We start from the raw sequence: 23,651 nt of genomic DNA on the forward strand, positions 1-23,651 counted from the left end.
CCTTTTCTAATCCACCAACAAGTAGGCGTTTTAAGTGTAACTCAGTCGCAATACGTAAATATAAATCCATATCTAATGTATTATGATGTGTTTCAAATGGACGAGCTGCGGCCCCTCCTAATGTTGTATGTAAAATTGGTGTTTCAACTTCTAAATAACCTAACCCATCTAAATAACGGCGCATTGCAGTAATCACACGTGTACGTGTAATAAATGTTTGCTTACTTTCCTCATTCATAATTAAATCAACATAACGACGACGGTAACGTTCTTCAACATCCGTTAATCCGTGGTACTTCTCAGGTAACGGGCGTAGCGCCTTTGAAAGTGGGATGTATTCTTTAACCTTAATTGATAACTCACCAACCTTAGTTTTGAACACGACTCCGCGCACTCCAACGATATCACCTAAATCAGCCTTCGCAAAGAAACCATAAGCCTCTTCACCAACGGCGTCCTGACGCACATAAATTTGAACTTGTCCCTTAACATCTTGAATATGAGCAAACCCAGCTTTACCTTTTCCACGTTTCGTACGAATACGTCCCGCTACAGCAACTTCAATTTGCTTTTCTTCTAATTCTTCTTTAGAAAACGCATCAAACTCTTCAACTAACTCTGAAGATAAATGAGTACGGTCGAATCTTTGTCCAAATGGATCAATTCCGTGCTGACGTAAATCCTCCATTTTATCGCGTCTAACCTGTAATTGATCATTAATTTCAGTTGTCGACATCGAATCACTCCATCTATATAACTATTTTTTTCATTTTTTCATTATAACACGCAAACGCATATTTTGTCTTAATTATTGACCATTTCCCACAAAAATATTCAAATCCCATAAAAAAAGTAGTATCATATCGTGATACTACTTCCTCCTCAAATAAATAACCACATTAACCTTAAAAACTAGACCCCTCAATCATCAAACACTATATGGTTATCCAATCCCCATTATAAAGCTCCATCACCAAAAAAGCAACCCCTTACAGATAACGTTTCCATTGTTGTATGCATCAAACTCTTTTTCCCCCCACAAACTAACAAACAAAAAGGAGAATTCACCATGTCACTCATCAAAGACCCCTATCTTAAACAAGTCATTCAAAACACCTTAGGCCCTGACGTGCCTCTCACACAAAGTACCCTGCAAACCATCTCCGTACTCGATGCCTCCCATCAACAAATCCAATCACTTGATGGAATTGAACATTGCCGTCATCTTCAAAAACTATATCTAGACTCCAACCTCATTACAAATCTTTCCCCACTCAAACAGCTCGTCACCGACCATCTGACCGAACTCCAACTAAATGATAATCAAATCTCTGACCTTTCACCGCTTGCCAAACTCACCTTTCCGAGGCTAACAGACCTCGGCCTTGGCTATAACAAAATCGAAAATCTTTCTCCACTTAAGCAAGCTCATCTACAAACCCTAAAAACCATTTATCTCAACAATAATAAGATCACCGACCTCTCCCCTCTACAGCATATCCCCCTTCCTAATCTCGCATCCATTTTTCTAGAATATAATCACATCACTGATTGTTCTCCCCTACTAAAAAATAATTCTTTAAATTCCCTCTCCCTTATTTTAATCGGCAACCCCATTCAAAAACTCGATCATCTCCCTAAAAACGCCGAACAACTCTCAGAACTTTACCTCGATAACACTGGAATCAAAGATCTGTCTCCCCTAAGTCATATCACCCTAAAAAATCTAACCATTCTTAGCCTAAATTATAATGACATTAGCGATGTCACTCCCATTAACCCAAAAACAATGCCTAACCTTGTCTGCCTAAACTTAGAGGAAAATAGCGTCACCGACCTCCAACCTCTACTCCCACTCTCACTCCATCACGAATCGCTCGAAAATCAACGAGTTACTTTACCTAAATTAACTTTTCAAGGGCCAACACTTACAATAATGAATCCAATCACCAATAAAAACGGCGAAAAAATCCCCCCGCTTATCCATCCAAACTACACGTATGACCCCCAAACAAACACCATCACATGGCAAAATATTTCTAACCTAGAAGGCTTCGTCTCCTTTGAATGGGAAGAAGGATCCTTTGACGGGGAAGCTATCCAGCCCTATAAAAAAGAAGTCATTGATTAATGACTTCTTTTTTTATTCTACTTTAAACCTAATTGATTTGCTGCAGCCTTCAACGTATTTCGCAATAACATCGTAATTGTCATCGGACCAACACCACCTGGAACTGGAGTTATATAACTCGCCTTCTCGGAAACTTCATCGAACAACACATCCCCAACAAGCTTCCCACTCTCTAAACGATTAATTCCAACATCAACGACAACGGCCCCTTCTTTAACCATATCAGCCGTAATAAACTGTGGTTGTCCAATAGCCACAATTAACAAGTCAGCCTGTTTTGTAAACTCACTCAATTCTTTAGTCCTTGAGTGACAGACAGTCACTGTTGCATTTTCATTCAACAACATTTGAATCAGTGGCTTACCGACAATTTGACTCCGACCAACAATCACAGCATGGCGTCCCACCATCGGAATGTCATAGGCTTTTAATAATTCAATCACTCCCGCTGGTGTGCAAGAGCGTAGTCCATTCAATCCGAGGACTAGTGCCCCAACTTGGTAAGGATGAAAACCATCTACATCTTTTTCAACAGCAATCGTTTGAATCACTTTTTCTTCATCGATATGCTTTGGTAATGGTAGTTGCACCAAGATACCATGTACCGTTTCATCTTGATTCAATTGATGAATCTGTTTTAATAACTCTGATTCACTAATTTGTTCAGGTAATTCAATCACTGTCGATTCAAACCCTACCGACTCACACGCCTTCTTCTTATTACGAACATACGTCATAGACGCCGGATCTTTTCCTACAATAATCACTACAAGATGAGGGCGAACATTTGTTTTCTCTATAAACTTTTTGGTTTCCTGGGAAATAGAAGCTCTTAAATCATTTGAAACCTTTTTCCCATCAATTAATATAGACATTATCTCGCAACCTCCCCTTAGGCATCATATAAAGGAAAGCGACTCGTTAACTGAAGAACAGATTCACGAATAGCCTCTAACTCTTTCTCATCATCAACTGAACGTAAAGCTCTTGCGATATATCCCGCTAACTCCACCATTTCAGCCTCTTTAAATCCTCTCGTTGTAATCGCTGGCGTTCCTAAACGAATACCACTCGTCACAAAAGGTTTCTCCGTATCAAATGGGATCGTATTTTTATTACACGTAATCGCCACTCGATCTAAAACGGCTTCCGCTACTTTTCCAGTTAAACCAAAACTAGATTTTACATCAACAAGAAGCAAATGATTATCTGTTCCTCCTGATACAATACGTAAACCATGTTTCGTTAATTCATCAGACAAGACCTTTGCATTTTTTACGACTTGTTTTTGATAGTCCACGAACTCATCTGACAAAGCTTCAAAAAACGAGACAGCCTTCGCACCAATTACATGCATTAATGGGCCACCTTGAATACCAGGGAACACTACTTTATCTAATTTTGTCGCAATTTCTTCATCATTTGTCAAAATCATTCCTCCACGAGGACCACGTAATGTTTTATGCGTCGTCGTCGTGACAACATGAGCAAACTCTACTGGATTAGGATGCACACCGGCTGCAACTAATCCAGCAATGTGGGCCATATCCACCATTAAATATGCTCCAACTTCGTCCGCAATTTCACGGAATTTTTTAAAATCAATAAGACGTGGATACGCCGAAGCTCCCGCTACAATTAATTGTGGTTTTACGTCTAAGGCGATTTGACGCACAACTTCATAATTAATCATTTCTGTTTTTTCATCTACACCATACTCATAAAACTCATAATCTTTTCCTGAAAAGTTAAGAGGGTGGCCATGTGTTAAATGCCCTCCATGACTTAAATTCATACCTAGCACTTTTGCACCTGGTTTTAAAATCGCACGATACGCTCCCATATTTGCCTGAGAACCTGAATGAGGTTGAACATTAACAAACTTTGCTCCAAATAGTTGTTTTGCACGTTCACGCGCAATTTCTTCAACACGATCAACGAACTCGCATCCGCCATAATATCGTTTTGATGGATATCCCTCGGCATACTTATTCGTTAAAATAGAACCTTGAACATCCATCACTTCTTGTGACACGTAATTCTCCGAAGCAATCAACTCTACATTTTCACGTTGACGCTTCAACTCTTGCGCTAAGGCATTAAAAATCGCTTGATCTTTCATCAACAAATCCCTCCTAACAACGTCCTAATTCCATTGTGCCATAAAAACACTAAATCACCAAATCATATCCCCTTTATTTCTCTTCCTACTCTATTAATAAAAAATTTCAACCCCATTTTACAAAATTAATCTGAAGTTAATCACTGAACCATCACCACTATCCGTTCTATGAAATTAGAATTTTTCTCTAAACGACTCAACTAACCTTATCATTTTATTTTTTCCAAACAAAAAAAAGTGCCTTGCCATAAGAACTATTTCCTACAACAAAGCACTTCATTCGTAGAATTCCTAACAATCAATCACTCCTAAACATCAACTCTAATATTTAGTGATGACTGACCATCACCTGAGCACTTCGTGGCTGCCCAATAACCATTCCGTAAAACTCTACAAAACTAGCTTTCCCCGCTACTCTTTTTTTATTCACTCTACACGCATGATTTAATTTTTATTTTTTTCTAACAAAAAAGTGCCTTGCCATAAGAACTATTTCCTACAACAAAGCACTTCATTCGTAGAATTCCTAACAATCAACCACTCCTAAATATCAACTCTAATATTTAGTGATGACTGACCGTTACCTGAGCACTTCGTGGCTACCCAATAACCATTCCGTAAAACTCTACAAAACTAGCTTTCCCCGCTACTCTTTTTTTATCCATCATTCACTTATTATTCTACTAAATTTATAGCAACTCCCATCAAGAACACAGCAAGCAAAAATAAAACAATCGCTTCTCCCCTATTTTTACGATAGCGATCCCATCCATTAACCATTTGCGATCCTGCTACAACTAAAAGCAAAAGCGGAACATTCCCATCGTATCCCATCCAGATAGATATCCCAATCAAAATGGTTAAACAAATCAATATAAAGTTAATCACTTTCACTAATATTCCCCTCCCACTTATTTAACCCAGTATATTCCCCAAAAATATTCTAGTCAATCAAAAAAGTACCCTGTCATAAGAACTATTTCTTACAAGAGGGTACTTGAATTGCAGAATTTCTAATAGCTAATAACCACTGAACATCAATTCTCATATTCAGCCCTTACCAACCATCACCTGAGCACTTCGTGGCTGCCCAATAACCATTCCGTAAAACTCTACACCACTACTTTTCCCATAATCGTGAGAAATATACCGTCAATCACAATAAATATATTAAAAAGTAAAATTACTACTTTATTCCGACATTTTTTTAAACTTTTTACACATATAATAAAATTCTAACATACCAAAATAGGGGAGCACACAATGGAATTTATCGATGACCTAATTCAAACCTTATTTAACATCATGGACAACTTATTTTGGTTTGCCCCGGAAGTTGGACCACGAAAAATGAAAAAATTAAATGTCTCTTTAGCGAGCATAGCGCTAATTCTTTTCTTCGTGTTTATTTGTCAACATATCGTCTAAAGAGTCTATTTAATAAAAATATAAAAAAAGAGCCGTGAGGCTCTTTTTTTCTCGACTCTTTATTTTTTATATAGTGGGCTGCCGAATCACACCACTCCATACTGATCTCATAAAAATAATATCAAGAATTCATTCATAAGTCAAATAAAATCAAATTCTAAAATTAATCGCACCTAGACTGTCAGCTTTGAGCATAAAATTGGAGGATATAGGATAAATTATCCCTTTATCTCACCTCTATTAATAATCACTCTCATTACAAACCATTTGTCAATCAAATCTAAGAAATGACCGTTGCGTTTTATCTCGCAGTAGGTTATGTTAGGACTAGATATTAAAGTAATCTTGGGGGGATTTTAAGCATGACAAATTTAAAGGGTACTAAAACTGAAGCAAACTTAATGCACGCATTCGCGGGAGAATCAATGGCTCGAAATAAATATACTTTCTACGCGGCTAAAGCACGTGAAGAAGGATATGAACAAATTGCAAACTTATTCCTAGAGACCGCTCATAATGAAATGAACCATGCTAAACTTTGGTTTAAATTCTTACATGAAGGTGAAGTTGCTGATACCCAAACAAATTTACGCGATGCTGCAGCGGGAGAACATGATGAATGGACAGACATGTATGCAACCTTTGCACAAGAAGCTCGCGAAGAAGGCTTCAAACGTATCGCTGCTCTTTTCGAAATGGTTGGTAACATTGAGAAGGAACACGAAGAGCGTTACTTAAAGTTATTACAAAACATTGAAGAAGATAAAGTCTTCGCTCAAGAAGAAGAAACATCATGGATTTGTCAAGAGTGCGGTCACATCCACTACGGTAAAAAGGCTCCTAAAAAATGTCCAGTCTGTGGATATGATCAAGCACACTTCGAAATTCGTTCAGTAAACTACTAATCATTAAAAATGTGGATAACTTTTTAAATAAAGTTATCCACATTTTCTCTTTTAGCATCATCTCTCCTACTAACTGAAAAAGAGTAGCATCGAATCTAATCGAAGCTACTCTTTTTAATAACCCATCACTAATAACTATTCTAATCCTAATCGTTCAAAGATTCCATCAACTGATTTTAAATGGTACGTATGATCAAAACAGTCATCTAAATCTGCCATTGTTAAATGACTCATCACTGTTTCATCAGACTCTAATAATTGACGGAATGATTGACGATTCTCCCAAGCTTGCATCGCTTTTGGTTGAACAAGGTCATAAGCTTGCTCACGAACAAATCCTTTTTCAATTAATTTTAACATCACGCGTTGAGAGAAAATAACTCCATGCGTTTTATTAATATTTTCTAACATATTTTCTTCATAAACCGTTAAATTATCAATTAAGTTAGTGAAACGATTTAACATGTAATCAAGTAAAATTGTTGCATCTGGCATAATGATACGTTCTGCTGATGAGTGTGAAATATCACGTTCATGCCAAAGCGCGATATTTTCGTAAGCTGTAACCATATATCCACGTAATACACGTGCACACCCTGCCATATTCTCAGAACCAATTGGATTACGTTTATGAGGCATTGCTGAAGATCCCTTTTGCCCTTTGCGGAAAAACTCCTCGGCTTCACGAACCTCTGTACGTTGTAAATGGCGAATCTCAACCCCCATTTTTTCAATTGATGCCCCAATTAAGGCAATAGCTGACATATAAGCTGCATGTCGATCACGTTGCAATGTTTGCGTTGAAATCTTCGCTGAATCAATTCCTAATTTCTCACATGTATAGTCTTGAACAAAGAATGGAATATTGGCGTGTGTTCCAACCGCACCAGAAATTTTACCACATTCAACAGCACGTGCCGCTTCTTCAAAACGCGCTTGGTTTCGTTTCATCTCCTCATACCATAACGCTAACTTTAATCCAAATGTCGTAATCTCAGCATGAACCCCATGCGTACGTCCCATTTGAACGGTATGTTTATACTTCTTCGCTTTTTCACCTAACACTTGAATAAAGCGATTTAAATCTTCACGTAAAATATCATTTGCTTGTTTTAATAAATACCCATTGGCCGTATCAACAACATCAGTCGAAGTTAATCCATAATGAACCCATTTCTTCTCCTCACCACATGTTTCACTCACCGCTCGTGTAAAAGCAACCACGTCATGACGAGTCTCTTGTTCAATTTCATAAATTCGATCAAGATCAAAAGAAGCATTCTTCCATAACTTCTCAACATCCTCCATCGGAATATGCCCTAATTGAGCCCAAGCCTCACAAGCCAAAATTTCAACCTTTAAATAGGCTTCAAACTTATTTTGTTCTGTCCAAATAGCCGCCATCTCAGGGCGCGAATAACGATTAATCATGCGTAAACTCCCACCTTATCCTATTTTACTTACCCTTCTATTTTAACTTAAATTTTCTAATCAAACAAACAAATATTTTGAAAATTACACCAGATTCCCCGATGAAAACGTACCTCTGATAAGCAAGAATTGCGTCCCAATATAAAAAAGGGCATCGCCAATCATGACTCAGCCCTTCTTCACTTCACTTGATCGCCGTTTATTAGACGGCTTAACATAAGGTAACTTTACACTCATGCAGACTCCATTCTCAACATTCAACGCTTCAATTACTCCCTGATGAGTCGTAATAATACTTTGCACAATAGACAGGCCAAGTCCTGACTGACCTTTATCACCCTTATAAAAACGATCAAAAATATACGGTAAATCAGTCTCTTTAATTTGGGGACCATCATTAAATAAACGAATTTCCACCCAGTCCTCATCAATCTTTGTCGTAATAGAAATCATCGTCTTTGCATAACGAACGGCATTAGTAATAATATTAGATAACGCGCGAATCATCTTATCATCATCTAATTTGACAAAGACAGATCGATCTAAATTCAAGCGAAGTTCTAACCCTTTGTCCGCAACAAGACCTGCCATCTTATGATAAAATCCATCTAAGAAGACATTTAAATCAACAACTTGTAATTGATATCGATCATGAGTCGCATCTTCAAGCTTAGACAAATATAAAATTGATTCTACCAACGTTCGAAGAGATTCACTTTCTTTAGAAATCACGTCCGCAGCCTCATCAATCGAGAAAATACCATCCTTTAGCCCCTCAGCATATCCTCGAATATTCATGAGCGGCGTTTTTAACTCATGAGACGTATTCTCAAAAAATGCTTTGCGTTTTCGGTCATTATTAACAATAGCCTTGGCCATGCGGACAATATCCTCATCCAATTCCTGAATCTCATCTCCCGTATAAATCGTCACCTCTGGTGCCTCTAAATTTTCCTGAAAATTACGAATCTTATTCTTTAATAAATGAATCGGTCTAGAAATATTATTTTGTACATAAACTCCAAAAAATGCCGCAATTAACATACTCACTAATGAAGTAATAAATAAAATACTTAAATTCAAGCGATTTAAATCAACAACCGTTCCTTTATCTCTTAATAAAATAATATCAAATTTCCAGTCCATCACCTCAACACTACCTGAAATCATTAAATAGTGCTTTTTGAAATAGGTACTCTCAACTCCATAAGTCTGTAAATCATCCAGGATTGCCTTATTTTCATAAAAAACAGTCTCATTATCCTGAATAATAATTAACTCCGACTCCACCAGTTGCATAATGTGATTACGAATGACAACACCTGGTTGAAAGTAACCTGTATTATAAACCATCAAATTTTCTTGAATTAAATCCATTTCCTTTTTCATACTATCTAACAATCGATATGATAAAAACTGATTAGACGTTACAGTAAACAACGTAAACGATGTGGAAATGGCAATTAAAATGGTAATAATGTAACTCCAAAATAATTTGCGATCTAATCTCATCATTCACACCTAATTATTATCATCAATTCGATAACCATAACCCCAGACTGTAGTAATTTCCACCTTAGCATTCATCGCTTTTAATTTTTTACGAAGGCGTTTTACCAAGTCGTCAATCATGCGAGATTCCCCCACATAATCGTATCCCCATATATTCTGAATCAAATTTTCACGAGTAAATGAAATATTTTTATTTTTCACCAAATAAGCTAGTAACATATATTCATTATTAGTTAACGTCATCTCCACATCATTCACCGTGCAAACACGCTTCGAGTCATCAATCTTCATATCCTTAATTTGATAAATACTCGTCTCCACCTCATTAATCACCACCGGTTCAATTCGACGAAAAATAATCTTTAATCGAACCAACAACTCACGAGGACTAAATGGCTTAGATAAATAATCATCTGCCCCTAATTCAAGCCCAATAATACGATCAACCGCCTCATCTTTTGCAGAAACAAAAATAATTGGAACCTGGCTCACCATTCGAATCTTTTTACATAAATCAAGTCCATCCATCGTCCCAGGCATCATAATATCCAAAACTAGGGCGTCTGGCTGCATCGCATTAAAAGCCTCTAATACCGTGTCCGCATTTTCAAACGTCGTCACACGATAACCTTCCTTTTCCAAATACCTTAAAATTAACTGTCTGATGTTTGCATCATCATCTATTACAAAAATATGTTTCATCTTCTTCACCTCTTATACTATTTATATTATAAAAAATCTTGCTTTTTTTAAAGCAAGATTAGCTCATTTATTTTTTATATGTTCCTAACAATTGTCGCGCCTCAGCCACTCCCTCAGCATATCCCGCGAACTTTCCATCTTTAATCTTAAGCAATGCTGGCGTCCCGGATACTTGAATCTCTTCGGCAGACTGTGGCAAACGATTATTCATAGGCGTATCATTATAAGCAACAATCTCATTGTTATCCTTTACAGAAATGACCCATCCTTCATTTGATGGATATTTTGCACTCGATTCACCCTCATTAAATACCTGTACTCCATTTTCAACCTTACCAATAACCTTCGTATACTGTTTTTTATGTGCATCCCAATCATACCAAGCACCAACATTTTGATCGGCTGCCATATCAACTACATAAATTGGGGCTCCATTATCATTATAAGCCGCCACTAACTCGGGACTAAATTGCAAACAAAGTGGACAACTTTCTTGATAAAAATAAACATAATACTCCGATTCCTTCTGACTGAATGAATCTCGATAATCAATCCTTTTTAAATCAGCCAATGAATTAACTGATGGAAATAGGAAGTTAGCCGTGACCGCAATAACAACAACTGCTACTAATCCAATTAAAATTTTCTTCATAATAACTACTCCTTTACTTCCTCTCTTATTATAACTCAAATATTAGAAAAAACTATGAAATATATGTGAAAGGTTAAAAAGATTCATCAGTTCTCCTGGAAGTGTTAAATAACCTGAAGAAATTAAAAATACTAATAACCCGCACACAATCGCAATAAAAATAATCGTCTTCGTCACAACATTAAATGCTAATTTACACAAAAAGGCAATCACTAACCCCACAAAAACCCCTTCTAATAATCCGTATAACTCAACATATGATTTGAAGGCCTGATTAAAACAAAACAAACACCCTAAAAAAATAATATAATACCATTTCTTCATCCCATAACAACCTCCTTTTATACCACTATTTTACATCAAAGCTAAAAAAAAGCAACGCAAAATGCGTCGCTTTTTTCTTATAAAAATCCCACTTTGATACAATTAATGCCTTCTCACTCTTTAATAAAAACGAAAAATCTAAATTAAAAATTGTCCCCAATTAGAATAATTCTTTTAATAAAATAGTTTGCTCACGATCTGGTCCAACACTGAAAATAGCTACTTTAGCTCCAATTAACTCTTCAATGCGACGTAAGTAATTTTGCGCTGCAATTGGTAATTCCTCAAATGAAGTTACACCTGTAATATCCTCTTGCCAACCTGGCATCTCCTCGTAAACAGGAATACAACGTTCAAATTCCTTAATTGTTGAAGGTACGTACTTAATTACCTTTCCATCCAATTCGTATGCTGTACAAATTTTTAATGTGTCAAGTCCTGATAAAACGTCTAATAAATTAACAGAGATTCCTGTTAAACCACTTACTCGACGAGTATGAGACACAACTACACTATCAAACCATCCAATACGACGAGGACGACCTGTTACAGTTCCATATTCACGTCCAATCTCACGAATACGGTTTGCAGTTTCACCTTCAATTTCAGTTGGGAACGCTCCTTCACCAACACGTGTTGAATAAGCTTTTACAACCCCAATCACTTCCTCAATTTTCGTTGGACCTACACCTAATCCAGTTGTTACAGCCCCTGCAGAAGGATTTGATGACGTAACAAACGGATATGTCCCGTGATCAATATCTAACATAACTCCTTGTGCACCTTCAAATAATACCTTTTTACCTTCATTAAATGCCTCGTCTAATTCATATGAAGTATCCGTTACGTATGGACGAATAATCTCTGCATACTCACAATATTTAGTGTAAATTTCATCATACGAGAATGTCGTCTTTCCATACTTAGCTAAAATCTCATTCTTCGCCTCTAATTGTTCCTTCAAGCGAGTCGCAAATACTTCCTTATCCATTAATTCTCCAATACGAATTCCGATACGAGCATATTTATCTGCGTAACATGGCCCAATTCCACGTTTAGTTGTCCCAACCTTTTGATCCCCTTTTAACTCTTCCTGAAGACCATCTAACTCAATATGATATGGGAAAATAACATGGGCACGGTTAGAAATACGAATATGATCCGTACTAATTCCAGCATCATTCAAATATGCAATTTCCTCTAATAATGACTCAGGATTAATAACCATCCCATTTCCTAAAATAACCTTCTCCGAATTGAAAACTCCTGAAGGAATCAATCGTAACTTAAATTGTTGTCCATTAAATTCAATCGTATGTCCAGCGTTGTTTCCACCTTGATAACGCGCTACAATATCTGCACGTTGAGCCAAGTAATCCGTAATTTTTCCTTTTCCTTCATCTCCCCATTGTGTTCCTACAACTACTACTGTTTTTACCATATCAATAACCACCTTTTTTTATAATAGAATTTAATATTTACTACAATATCTTAGAAACTTTCCTAATAAATTTATTTTATCAACCCTATGCCTCATAGCGGTCTAAGATATGACGTGCTACTAGAACACCACTCGCTCCTGCCTGCGCCAGTCCGCGAGTCACACCAGCCCCATCGCCACCTACAAATAAACCTTTTACCTTTGTTTCGAATTTATTATCAATTTCAGGACGGGCAGAGTAGAACTTTGCCTCTACACCATAAAACAACGTATGCTCAGAAGCAATACCTGGAGTCACATGGTCAAGAGCTTCCGTCATTTCAATTAATGACTTCATCGTATTATATGGAAGCACTAATCCTAAATCACCTGGGACAGCCTCCTTAAGTGTTGGTTCAACAAATCCTTCTTTTAATCGTTTAGGCGTCGTACGTCTTCCCTTCAAAATATCCCCGTACTTCTGCACAATAATCGAACCATTTGATAACTTATTTGCTAAATGAGACACCTCATGTGCAAATTCATTCGGTTGATCGAAAGGCTCCTCAAACGTATGAGAGACTAATAAAGCAAAATTAGTATTCTTACTTCCAAGTTTAGGGTCCTTATAAGCATGACCGTTCGCCAACATCGTTCCTGAATGATTTTCCACTACAACATGTCCTGATGGATTTGAACAAAATGTTCGAACTACTGTTCCAACACTCGTACGATACATAAACTTTCCTTCGTATAAATGTTCATTAATCTCTTGCATAACAATATCCGAAGTTTCAACACGTACCCCAATATCGACTTGTAAATTCTTCATTGGGATTTTTTGACCACGCATCACATCTTTTAACCAAACTGATCCATCACGCCCAGGAGCTAAGAAAACTTGATTTGCTTTCATTGTCTCTCCATTTGCAAGGACCACACCGCGAACTTCATTGTTTTCAACAATGACATCCTTAACTTCAGTTTTAAAATGATAATCCACACGATCTTTCATTTCCTCATAAATACTCTTTAATATTTCTAAATTTTGTTCCGTCCCTAAATGTCGAACTTTCGCACGTAACAATTTCAATCCTACAGCATAACCACGTTTCTCAATCTCACGAACTTTATCAGTCGTTGGATCTGTAATATCACTAGTTGCTCCGTGCTTTAAATTAATATTATCCACGTATTCTATCAAATCTTCTACTTCAGTGTTTGATAAATAATCTGTCATCCATCCACCAAACTCATGTGTAATATTAAATTTACCATCTGAATAGGCCCCTGCCCCACCAAAGCCATTCGTAATAGAACACGCCGGCATACAACCTACATGATCTTTAATCACTGGACATTTCTTTATTTTATGCTCAAGTATTGGGCATCGACGTCGGTAAATATCTAGCCCTTTATCAATCAACGCAACCTTTAAATCCTTATTCTTTAATGACAACTCATAAGCGGCAAAAATTCCTGCCGGTCCTGCACCAACAATAATCACATCATAACTATTCATCCAGCAAACACTCCTTTAAACAAGTCTGGTATATACCAACAAAAAAGCACCCTATGCGAGCATAGCGTGCTATAAAATATATAATAAACCTATTAAGTTAGTCTCCATACTTGTCAGTTTCATAATTTTCACCTTTATATTTAAAATTGAACATTAATATTATACCAAACAACTGACTATCTGTAATCCCTAAAAATAAAAAAATTAGGGTAATTAACCTAACTCAATAGGATAATCCCCTAACTATAATTGATAATTACTCTAATCCTTTAGAAATTGTCGCCTTAATAAATTCACGGAATAATGGTTGTGGTTTCTGCGGACGTGATGAAAATTCTGGATGAAATTGTCCTGCTACAAACCATCGATGATCCGGAATTTCAATAATTTCTACTAATCCGGTTTGCGGATTGATACCCGAAAACTCTAATCCCGCATTTTCTAAAATTGTTTTATATTGATTATTAAACTCATAACGATGACGGTGACGTTCCTTAACATTAACCGATTGGTATGCCTCGTAAGCCTTTGTTCCTTCCTTAACATAACAATCATATAATCCTAAACGCAACGTTCCACCCATTTTAATTCCTTCATATTGATCAGGTAAATAATCAAAAATTGCGTGTGGAGTATCCTCGTCAAACTCTGTTGAATTAGCCCCTTCTAACTTTGCAACATTACGAGCATATTCAATTGCTGCAATTTGCATACCCATACATATACCAAAATAAGGGATGTTATTTACACGTGCATATTGACAAGATAAAATTTTCCCTTCAACTCCACGGTTACCGAATCCTCCAGGAACTAAAATACCATCTACATCAGCAAAGATTTCATCTACAGTTTCCTCTGTTACACGTTCAGAATCAACCCATTTAATACAAACTTTCTTCCCATAGTGATATCCAGCATGTTTTAAGGCCTCAACAACCGATAAATAAGCATCCGGTAATGCAACGTATTTACCAACAAGTGCGATAGAAACCTCACCATTTAAATTACGTACCGTATCGATTAACTGCTCCCACTCAGTCATATCCGCTTCCGGAGCATCAATACCAAAATGTTTACAAACATAGTCATCTAATCCCTGTGCCTTTAAATGCATTGGAACCTCATATAAAATTTCCGCATCAATTGCCTGTACAACTGCTTCCTTAGGAACATTACAGAATGATGAAATCTTTTCCTTTACATGATCCTCTATATCCACCTCTGTACGTAAAACGATAACATCTGGTTGGATACCCAACGATAGTAACTCTTTTACGCTGTGTTGCGTAGGCTTTGTTTTAATCTCACCCGCCGCCTTTAAGTAAGGAACCAATGTATTATGAATATATAGCGTATTATGATAACCAAAATCTTTACGGGCCTGTCGAATAGCCTCTAAAAAAGGTAATGACTCAATGTCACCTACCGTTCCACCAATTTCAGTAATAATCACATCAGCATCACTGTCCTGAGCAGCGGCAATTAACTTAGACTTAATTTCATTCGTAATATGTGGAATGACCTGAACCGTAGCACCTAAGTATTCCCCACGTCGCTCCTTATCAATTACATTTGAATAAACTCGACCAGTTGTAATATTAGAATTTTGTGATAAATTCTCATCAATAAAGCGTTCATAGTGTCCTAAATCTAAATCAGTTTCTGCCCCATCATCTGTTACAAAAACTTCACCATGCTGATAAGGACTCATTGTTCCAGGATCCACATTAATATAAGGGTCAAATTTCTGCATAAATACTTTAAGGCCTCTATTTTTTAGTAATCGTCCAAGAGAAGATGCCGTAATCCCCTTTCCTAAAGATGAAACAACTCCGCCTGTAACAAAAATATATTTTGTCATTTATTATTCCTCCGCTAATAGTTTTTGTCTTAGATAAAAAAATAAGCCCTCCGCAATGGAGAGCAAATTTTAGGGCTCTTAAATATATTATCAGATATATTTTAAGAATACAATAAGAAATATTTATAAACTAATATAGAAAAAGCAAGGAAAAATAATTATTCCTTGCTTTTTCTATTTATGGCCTAGCGACGTCCTACTCTCGCACTTGCGTACTACCCTCGGCGCTAAGGAGCTTAACTTCTGTGTTCGGTATGGGAACAGGTGTGCCCTCCTTGCCCTTATCACTAGACCTTCTGTCAGATCTTATCAATCTCACAAAACTAGATATCTTCTGCTTACTTCTTCTTGTCCGGCAACTCTCGCATCACAGTGGTAAAGTTCAATAACTGTTCATCACCTTCGTGATTCCTCAGTTCTTTTCACTTTCTGCCTGTGATAACCGCTCGTTTTTGCCTTTCCTATTTAGTTAAGTCCTCGATCGATTAGTATCAGTCCGCTTCATCTGTCACCAAACTTCCACTCCTGACCTATCTACCTCGTCGTCTTCAAGGGATCTTACTTCTTTCGAATGGGAAATCTCATCTTGAGGGGGGCTTCACGCTTAGATGCTTTCAGCGTTTATCCCTTCCACACGTAGCTACCCAGCTATGCTCCTGGCAGAACAACTGGTACACCAGCGGTGTGTCCATCCCGGTCCTCTCGTACTAAGGACAGCTCCTCTCAAATTTCCTACGCCCACGACGGATAGGGACCGAACTGTCTCACGACGTTCTGAACCCAGCTCGCGTACCGCTTTAATGGGCGAACAGCCCAACCCTTGGGACCGACTACAGCCCCAGGATGCGATGAGCCGACATCGAGGTGCCAAACCTCCCCGTCGATGTGAACTCTTGGGGGAGATCAGCCTGTTATCCCCGGGGTAGCTTTTATCCGTTGAGCGACGGCCCTTCCATTCGGTACCGCCGGATCACTAAGCCCGACTTTCGTCCCTGCTCGACTTGTAGGTCTCGCAGTCAAGCTCCCTTCTGCCTTTACACTCTTCGAATGATTTCCAACCATTCTGAGGGAACCTTTGGGCGCCTCCGTTACTCTTTGGGAGGCGACCGCCCCAGTCAAACTGCCCACCTGACACTGTCCCCTGACCAGCTCATGGCCACGGGTTAGAACCCCAGTAACACAAGGGTAGTATCCCAACAGCGACTCCTCCAAGACTGGCGTCCTGGTCTCTTCGTCTCCTACCTATCCTGTACATGTGTCACCAGTGCTCAATATCAAGCTACAGTAAAGCTCCACGGGGTCTTTCCGTCCTGTCGCGGGTAACCTGCATCTTCACAGGTACTATGATTTCACCGAGTCTCTTGTTGAGACAGCGCCCAGATCGTTACGCCTTTCGTGCGGGTCGGAACTTACCCGACAAGGAATTTCGCTACCTTAGGACCGTTATAGTTACGGCCGCCGTTTACTGGGGCTTCAATTCAAAGCTTCGCTTGCGCTAACCTCTCCTCTTAACCTTCCAGCACCGGGCAGGCGTCAGCCCCTATACATCACCTTGCGGTTTAGCAGAGACCTGTGTTTTTGATAAACAGTCGCCTGGGCCTTTTCACTGCGGCTTGCTTTCACAAGCACCCCTTCTCCCGAAGTTACGGGGTCATTTTGCCGAGTTCCTTAACAAGAGTTCTCTCGCTCATCTTAGGATTCTCTCCTCGCCTACCTGTGTCGGTTATCGGTACGGGCACCTAATAAATTATCCCTAGAAGCTTTTCTTGGAAGCGTGACATCAGCTGACTTCACCCTTGCGGGCTTTCGGCATCACAGCTCAATGTTTCGCCATGCGGATTTGCCTACATGACCACCTCACTGCTTACACGTGAATCCATTCACACGCTCAACTTAGCCTTCTCCGTCACTCCTTCAGTTTATTAAGTGGTACAGGAATCTCTACCTGTTGTCCATCGGCTACGCCTTTCGGCCTCACCTTAGGTCCCGACTTACCCAGGGCGGACGAGCCTTCCCCTGGAAACCTTAGGCTTTCGATGGATAGGATTCTCACCTATCTTTCGCTACTCACACCGGCATTCTCACTTCTAACCGCTCCACAGCTCCTTCCGGTACTGCTTCTGTGCTGTTAGAACGCTCTCCTACCACTGACACTTCGTGTCAATCCGCAGCTTCGGCGGTCCGTTTAGCCCCGGTACATTTTCGGCGCAGAGTCACTCGACTAGTGAGCTATTACGCACTCTTTAAAGGATGGCTGCTTCTAAGCCAACCTCCTAGTTGTCTGTGCATCTCCACATCCTTTTCCACTTAACGGACACTTGGGGGCCTTAGCTGGCGGTCTGGGCTCTTTCCCTTTTGACCATGGACCTTATCACCCACAGTCTGACTCCCGATCATATCTATCTGGCATTCGGAGTTTGATTGAGATCAGTACCCCGAGGTGGGGCCATCACCCATTCAGTGCTCTACCTCCAGTAGACTCTTATCGAGGCTAGCCCTAAAGCTATTTCGGAGAGAACCAGCTATATCCGTGTTCGATTGGAATTTCACCCCTAGCCACAAGTCATCCAAGCACTTTTCAACGTGCCCTGGTTCGGCCCTCCAGTCAGTGTTACCTGACCTTCAGCCTGCTCATGGCTAGCTCACACGGTTTCGGGTCTACAACATCGTACTCCTCGCCCTATTCAGACTCGCTTTCGCTTCGGCTCCGTCTCTTCAACTTAACCTTGCACGATATCGTAACTCGCCGGTTCATTCTACAAAAGGCACGCCATCACCCTTTAACGGGCTCTGACTAGTTGTAGGCACACGGTTTCAGGTTCTCTTTCACTCCCCTTCCGGGGTTCTTTTCACCTTTCCCTCACGGTACTGGTTCACTATCGGTCACTAGGTAGTATTTAGCCTTACGAGATGGTCCTCGTTGCTTCCGACGGGATTTCTCGTGTCCCGCCGTACTCAGGATCCCTTCCCTGCTTCACACAATTTCACCTACGGGACTCTCACCCTCTCCGGTTGGCCTTCCCAGACCATTCGGCTATCATGTTCAGTCATTTCTGAAGGTCCTTCTACCCCGGATTACTCCGGTTTGGGCTCCTCCCTGTTCGCTCGCCGCTACTTGGGGAATCGATGTTTCTTTCTTTTCCTCCAGGTACTTAGATGTTTCAGTTCCCTGGGTCTGTCTCCTCTATGGCTATTGATTCACCATACGGTGCTAGCGTATGACCACTAGCGGGTTTCCCCATTCGGATATCCCCGGCTCTTTGCTTACTTACAGCTCCCCGAGGCGTTTCGCCGTTTGTCGCGTCCTTCTTCGACTCCTAGTGCCTAGGCATCCTCCGTGCGCCCTTTATTACTTAACTTTTCTTCTTCAGAAGATATCTAGTTTTCAAAGATCAATTCTTTTTGGTGGAGACTAGGGGGATCGAACCCCTGACCTCCTGCGTGCAAGGCAGGCGCTCTCCCAGCTGAGCTAAGTCCCCATTCTCTTTTTATTTTTTAATGGTCGGGAAGACAGGATTCGAACCTGCGACCCCCTGGTCCCAAACCAGGTGCTCTACCAAGCTGAGCCACTTCCCGTTTTTTATGGCGCGCCCAAGAGGAGTCGAACCCCTAACCTTTTGATCCGTAGTCAAACGCTCTATCCAATTGAGCTATGGGCGCTATTTAGTTGGTGCCTAGGGCCGGAATCGAACCGGCACGGGTGTCACCACCCGCAGGATTTTAAGTCCTGTGCGTCTACCAGTTCCGCCACCCAGGCTTTTTATCTATGCTTTATGTGTTCTTTTTCAGTTAAAAAAATGGTGTCCTGCAGAGGACTCGAACCTCTGACCCTCTGATTAAAAGTCAGATGCTCTACCAACTGAGCTAGCAGGACATCATTGGCTGGGCTAGCTGGATTCGAACCAGCGCATGACGGAGTCAAAGTCCGTTGCCTTACCGCTTGGCTATAGCCCATTCTTAAGTGGTGGTGGGGGACGGATTCGAACCGCCGAACTCTCAGAGAGCGGATTTACAGTCCGCCGCGTTTAGCCACTTCGCTACCCCACCGTATTCTTTTATTATATGGTGCCGGAAGCAGGACTTGAACCCGCAACCTACTGATTACAAGTCAGTTGCTCTACCAATTGAGCTATTCCGGCTCTTTATGGTGGAGGATGACGGGCTCGAACCGCCGACCCTCTGCTTGTAAGGCAGATGCTCTCCCAGCTGAGCTAATCCTCCACTTTTATTTTTAATGGTGACCCGTACGGGATTCGAACCCGTGTATGCATGCGTGAAAGGCATGTGTGTTAAACCGCTTCACCAACGGGCCATTTTTTAATGGCGCCCCAACTAGGACTCGAACCTAGGACCCCTTGATTAACAGTCAAGTGCTCTAACCAACTGAGCTATTGAGGCTTTTTATTTATGGCCTAGCGACGTCCTACTCTCGCACTTGCGTACTACCCTCGGCGCTAAGGAGCTTAACTTCTGTGTTCGGTATGGGAACAGGTGTGCCCTCCTTGCCCTTATCACTAGACCTTCTGTCAGATCTTATCAATCTCACAAAACTAGATATCTTCTGCTTACTTCTTCTTGTCCGGCAACTCTCGCATCACAGTGGTAAAGTTCAATAACTGTTCATCACCTTCGTGATTCCTCAGTTCTTTTCACTTTCTGCCTGTGATAACCGCTCGTTTTTGCCTTTCCTATTTAGTTAAGTCCTCGATCGATTAGTATCAGTCCGCTTCATCTGTCACCAAACTTCCACTCCTGACCTATCTACCTCGTCGTCTTCAAGGGATCTTACTTCTTTCGAATGGGAAATCTCATCTTGAGGGGGGCTTCACGCTTAGATGCTTTCAGCGTTTATCCCTTCCACACGTAGCTACCCAGCTATGCTCCTGGCAGAACAACTGGTACACCAGCGGTGTGTCCATCCCGGTCCTCTCGTACTAAGGACAGCTCCTCTCAAATTTCCTACGCCCACGACGGATAGGGACCGAACTGTCTCACGACGTTCTGAACCCAGCTCGCGTACCGCTTTAATGGGCGAACAGCCCAACCCTTGGGACCGACTACAGCCCCAGGATGCGATGAGCCGACATCGAGGTGCCAAACCTCCCCGTCGATGTGAACTCTTGGGGGAGATCAGCCTGTTATCCCCGGGGTAGCTTTTATCCGTTGAGCGACGGCCCTTCCATTCGGTACCGCCGGATCACTAAGCCCGACTTTCGTCCCTGCTCGACTTGTAGGTCTCGCAGTCAAGCTCCCTTCTGCCTTTACACTCTTCGAATGATTTCCAACCATTCTGAGGGAACCTTTGGGCGCCTCCGTTACTCTTTGGGAGGCGACCGCCCCAGTCAAACTGCCCACCTGACACTGTCCCCTGACCAGCTCATGGCCACGGGTTAGAACCCCAGTAACACAAGGGTAGTATCCCAACAGCGACTCCTCCAAGACTGGCGTCCTGGTCTCTTCGTCTCCTACCTATCCTGTACATGTGTCACCAGTGCTCAATATCAAGCTACAGTAAAGCTCCACGGGGTCTTTCCGTCCTGTCGCGGGTAACCTGCATCTTCACAGGTACTATGATTTCACCGAGTCTCTTGTTGAGACAGCGCCCAGATCGTTACGCCTTTCGTGCGGGTCGGAACTTACCCGACAAGGAATTTCGCTACCTTAGGACCGTTATAGTTACGGCCGCCGTTTACTGGGGCTTCAATTCAAAGCTTCGCTTGCGCTAACCTCTCCTCTTAACCTTCCAGCACCGGGCAGGCGTCAGCCCCTATACATCACCTTGCGGTTTAGCAGAGACCTGTGTTTTTGATAAACAGTCGCCTGGGCCTTTTCACTGCGGCTTGCTTTCACAAGCACCCCTTCTCCCGAAGTTACGGGGTCATTTTGCCGAGTTCCTTAACAAGAGTTCTCTCGCTCATCTTAGGATTCTCTCCTCGCCTACCTGTGTCGGTTATCGGTACGGGCACCTAATAAATTATCCCTAGAAGCTTTTCTTGGAAGCGTGACATCAGCTGACTTCACCCTTGCGGGCTTTCGGCATCACAGCTCAATGTTTCGCCATGCGGATTTGCCTACATGACCACCTCACTGCTTACACGTGAATCCATTCACACGCTCAACTTAGCCTTCTCCGTCACTCCTTCAGTTTATTAAGTGGTACAGGAATCTCTACCTGTTGTCCATCGGCTACGCCTTTCGGCCTCACCTTAGGTCCCGACTTACCCAGGGCGGACGAGCCTTCCCCTGGAAACCTTAGGCTTTCGATGGATAGGATTCTCACCTATCTTTCGCTACTCACACCGGCATTCTCACTTCTAACCGCTCCACAGCTCCTTCCGGTACTGCTTCTGTGCTGTTAGAACGCTCTCCTACCACTGACACTTCGTGTCAATCCGCAGCTTCGGCGGTCCGTTTAGCCCCGGTACATTTTCGGCGCAGAGTCACTCGACTAGTGAGCTATTACGCACTCTTTAAAGGATGGCTGCTTCTAAGCCAACCTCCTAGTTGTCTGTGCATCTCCACATCCTTTTCCACTTAACGGACACTTGGGGGCCTTAGCTGGCGGTCTGGGCTCTTTCCCTTTTGACCATGGACCTTATCACCCACAGTCTGACTCCCGATCATATCTATCTGGCATTCGGAGTTTGATTGAGATCAGTACCCCGAGGTGGGGCCATCACCCATTCAGTGCTCTACCTCCAGTAGACTCTTATCGAGGCTAGCCCTAAAGCTATTTCGGAGAGAACCAGCTATATCCGTGTTCGATTGGAATTTCACCCCTAGCCACAAGTCATCCAAGCACTTTTCAACGTGCCCTGGTTCGGCCCTCCAGTCAGTGTTACCTGACCTTCAGCCTGCTCATGGCTAGCTCACACGGTTTCGGGTCTACAACATCGTACTCCTCGCCCTATTCAGACTCGCTTTCGCTTCGGCTCCGTCTCTTCAACTTAACCTTGCACGATATCGTAACTCGCCGGTTCATTCTACAAAAGGCACGCCATCACCCTTTAACGGGCTCTGACTAGTTGTAGGCACACGGTTTCAGGTTCTCTTTCACTCCCCTTCCGGGGTTCTTTTCACCTTTCCCTCACGGTACTGGTTCACTATCGGTCACTAGGTAGTATTTAGCCTTACGAGATGGTCCTCGTTGCTTCCGACGGGATTTCTCGTGTCCCGCCGTACTCAGGATCCCTTCCCTGCTTCACACAATTTCACCTACGGGACTCTCACCCCCTCCGGTTGGCCTTCCCAGACCATTCGGCTATCATGTTCAGTCATTTCTGAAGGTCCTTCTACCCCGGATTACTCCGGTTTGGGCTCCTCCCTGTTCGCTCGCCGCTACTTGGGGAATCGATGTTTCTTTCTTTTCCTCCAGGTACTTAGATGTTTCAGTTCCCTGGGTCTGTCTCCTCTATGGCTATTGATTCACCATACGGTGCTAGCGTATGACCACTAGCGGGTTTCCCCATTCGGATATCCCCGGCTCTTTGCTTACTTACAGCTCCCCGAGGCGTTTCGCCGTTTGTCGCGTCCTTCTTCGACTCCTAGTGCCTAGGCATCCTCCGTGCGCCCTTTATTACTTAACTTTTCTTCTTCAGAAGATATCTAGTTTTCAAAGATCAATTCCAGGAAAATCGAAAT

The 23,651-nt window shown here is 41.4% G+C and carries 15 protein-coding genes, 11 tRNA genes and 4 rRNA genes (1 of these 30 cut by a window edge); 3 read left to right on the forward strand and 27 right to left on the reverse strand.

Annotated features, from left to right (window positions below):
- On the reverse strand, positions 1 to 736 hold the beginning of the coding sequence (gene lysS / locus AC6I0I_RS11210) for a lysine--tRNA ligase (RefSeq protein WP_161832633.1). The gene continues 752 nt to the left of window position 1, outside the view; the window shows 736 of its 1,488 coding nt (coding positions 1–736); it begins with the start codon at positions 734 to 736; the stop codon falls past the left edge of the window.
- A gap of 333 nt (positions 737 to 1,069) precedes the next feature.
- Between lysS and AC6I0I_RS11215 the strand changes: the two genes are divergently transcribed.
- A complete protein-coding gene (locus AC6I0I_RS11215) occupies positions 1,070 to 2,131 on the forward strand; it encodes a leucine-rich repeat domain-containing protein (protein WP_161832634.1) in 1,062 nt (353 codons plus the stop codon).
- Positions 2,132 to 2,148: 17 nt separating this feature from the next.
- On the opposite strand, the gene folD is transcribed toward AC6I0I_RS11215, so the two are convergent.
- From folD to AC6I0I_RS11230, 3 genes are all read right to left on the reverse strand, one after another.
- Positions 2,149 to 3,006 (reverse strand): bifunctional methylenetetrahydrofolate dehydrogenase/methenyltetrahydrofolate cyclohydrolase FolD, encoded by an 858-nt coding sequence (gene folD, locus AC6I0I_RS11220; RefSeq protein WP_161832635.1) that lies wholly within the window; start codon positions 3,004 to 3,006, stop codon positions 2,149 to 2,151.
- Positions 3,007 to 3,023: 17 nt separating this feature from the next.
- Positions 3,024 to 4,253 (reverse strand): serine hydroxymethyltransferase, encoded by a 1,230-nt coding sequence (glyA, locus tag AC6I0I_RS11225; protein ID WP_161832636.1) that lies wholly within the window; start codon positions 4,251 to 4,253, stop codon positions 3,024 to 3,026.
- Positions 4,254 to 4,928: 675 nt separating this feature from the next.
- Positions 4,929 to 5,147, reverse strand: a complete 219-nt coding sequence (locus AC6I0I_RS11230; protein WP_161832637.1) for a hypothetical protein — start codon at positions 5,145 to 5,147, stop codon at positions 4,929 to 4,931.
- A 369-nt stretch (positions 5,148 to 5,516) separates the two neighbouring features.
- Between AC6I0I_RS11230 and AC6I0I_RS11235 the strand changes: the two genes are divergently transcribed.
- Both AC6I0I_RS11235 and rbr read left to right on the forward strand, forming a co-directional pair.
- A complete protein-coding gene (locus tag AC6I0I_RS11235) occupies positions 5,517 to 5,681 on the forward strand; it encodes a hypothetical protein (protein ID WP_161832638.1) in 165 nt (54 codons plus the stop codon).
- Between the two features lie 362 nt (positions 5,682 to 6,043).
- A complete protein-coding gene (gene rbr / locus AC6I0I_RS11240; protein WP_161832639.1) occupies positions 6,044 to 6,586 on the forward strand; it encodes a rubrerythrin in 543 nt (180 codons plus the stop codon).
- A gap of 135 nt (positions 6,587 to 6,721) precedes the next feature.
- On the opposite strand, the gene purB is transcribed toward rbr, so the two are convergent.
- From purB to AC6I0I_RS11355, 23 genes are all read right to left on the reverse strand, one after another.
- Positions 6,722 to 8,017 carry an adenylosuccinate lyase gene (gene purB / locus AC6I0I_RS11245; RefSeq protein ID WP_161832640.1) on the reverse strand — a complete coding sequence of 432 codons (1,296 nt, stop codon included), beginning with the start codon at positions 8,015 to 8,017 and terminating at the stop codon, positions 6,722 to 6,724.
- A gap of 168 nt (positions 8,018 to 8,185) precedes the next feature.
- A complete protein-coding gene (locus tag AC6I0I_RS11250; protein ID WP_262953687.1) occupies positions 8,186 to 9,529 on the reverse strand; it encodes a sensor histidine kinase in 1,344 nt (447 codons plus the stop codon).
- A 9-nt stretch (positions 9,530 to 9,538) separates the two neighbouring features.
- Entirely contained in the window at positions 9,539 to 10,231 is a 693-nt protein-coding gene (locus AC6I0I_RS11255; RefSeq protein ID WP_161832642.1) for a response regulator transcription factor, read from the reverse strand.
- A gap of 67 nt (positions 10,232 to 10,298) precedes the next feature.
- Entirely contained in the window at positions 10,299 to 10,883 is a 585-nt protein-coding gene (locus tag AC6I0I_RS11260) for a thioredoxin domain-containing protein (protein WP_161832643.1), read from the reverse strand.
- A 42-nt stretch (positions 10,884 to 10,925) separates the two neighbouring features.
- Positions 10,926 to 11,207, reverse strand: coding sequence for a hypothetical protein (locus AC6I0I_RS11265; RefSeq protein WP_161832644.1), 282 nt, complete (start codon positions 11,205 to 11,207; stop codon positions 10,926 to 10,928).
- 160 nt (positions 11,208 to 11,367) lie between these two features.
- Positions 11,368 to 12,648 (reverse strand): adenylosuccinate synthase, encoded by a 1,281-nt coding sequence (locus tag AC6I0I_RS11270; RefSeq protein ID WP_161832645.1) that lies wholly within the window; start codon positions 12,646 to 12,648, stop codon positions 11,368 to 11,370.
- Between the two features lie 85 nt (positions 12,649 to 12,733).
- Positions 12,734 to 14,149 (reverse strand): NAD(P)/FAD-dependent oxidoreductase, encoded by a 1,416-nt coding sequence (locus tag AC6I0I_RS11275; RefSeq protein ID WP_161832646.1) that lies wholly within the window; start codon positions 14,147 to 14,149, stop codon positions 12,734 to 12,736.
- 256 nt (positions 14,150 to 14,405) lie between these two features.
- Entirely contained in the window at positions 14,406 to 16,010 is a 1,605-nt protein-coding gene (gene pyrG, locus AC6I0I_RS11280; RefSeq protein ID WP_262953686.1) for a CTP synthase, read from the reverse strand.
- A 183-nt stretch (positions 16,011 to 16,193) separates the two neighbouring features.
- Positions 16,194 to 16,302, reverse strand: a 5S ribosomal RNA gene (rrf, locus tag AC6I0I_RS11285).
- Between the two features lie 173 nt (positions 16,303 to 16,475).
- A 23S ribosomal RNA gene (locus tag AC6I0I_RS11290) occupies positions 16,476 to 19,369 on the reverse strand.
- A gap of 44 nt (positions 19,370 to 19,413) precedes the next feature.
- A tRNA-Ala gene (locus AC6I0I_RS11295) sits at positions 19,414 to 19,489 on the reverse strand.
- Between the two features lie 20 nt (positions 19,490 to 19,509).
- Positions 19,510 to 19,586 (reverse strand) — tRNA-Pro (locus AC6I0I_RS11300).
- Between the two features lie 7 nt (positions 19,587 to 19,593).
- Positions 19,594 to 19,670 (reverse strand) — tRNA-Arg (locus tag AC6I0I_RS11305).
- A gap of 8 nt (positions 19,671 to 19,678) precedes the next feature.
- A tRNA-Leu gene (locus AC6I0I_RS11310) sits at positions 19,679 to 19,767 on the reverse strand.
- 41 nt (positions 19,768 to 19,808) lie between these two features.
- Positions 19,809 to 19,884, reverse strand: a tRNA-Lys gene (locus AC6I0I_RS11315).
- Between the two features lie 5 nt (positions 19,885 to 19,889).
- Positions 19,890 to 19,964 (reverse strand) — tRNA-Gln (locus tag AC6I0I_RS11320).
- Positions 19,965 to 19,972: 8 nt separating this feature from the next.
- Positions 19,973 to 20,057: transfer RNA gene (locus AC6I0I_RS11325), tRNA-Tyr, on the reverse strand.
- A 16-nt stretch (positions 20,058 to 20,073) separates the two neighbouring features.
- Positions 20,074 to 20,149, reverse strand: a tRNA-Thr gene (locus AC6I0I_RS11330).
- Positions 20,150 to 20,155: 6 nt separating this feature from the next.
- Positions 20,156 to 20,231: transfer RNA gene (locus tag AC6I0I_RS11335), tRNA-Val, on the reverse strand.
- A gap of 14 nt (positions 20,232 to 20,245) precedes the next feature.
- A tRNA-Glu gene (locus tag AC6I0I_RS11340) sits at positions 20,246 to 20,322 on the reverse strand.
- A 9-nt stretch (positions 20,323 to 20,331) separates the two neighbouring features.
- A tRNA-Asn gene (locus AC6I0I_RS11345) sits at positions 20,332 to 20,408 on the reverse strand.
- A gap of 12 nt (positions 20,409 to 20,420) precedes the next feature.
- A 5S ribosomal RNA gene (rrf, locus tag AC6I0I_RS11350) occupies positions 20,421 to 20,529 on the reverse strand.
- A 173-nt stretch (positions 20,530 to 20,702) separates the two neighbouring features.
- Positions 20,703 to 23,596 (reverse strand): 23S ribosomal RNA (locus tag AC6I0I_RS11355).
- Between the last annotated feature and the right edge of the window lie 55 nt (positions 23,597 to 23,651).

This window comes from Turicibacter sp. St.80E1, from assembly GCF_059728495.1.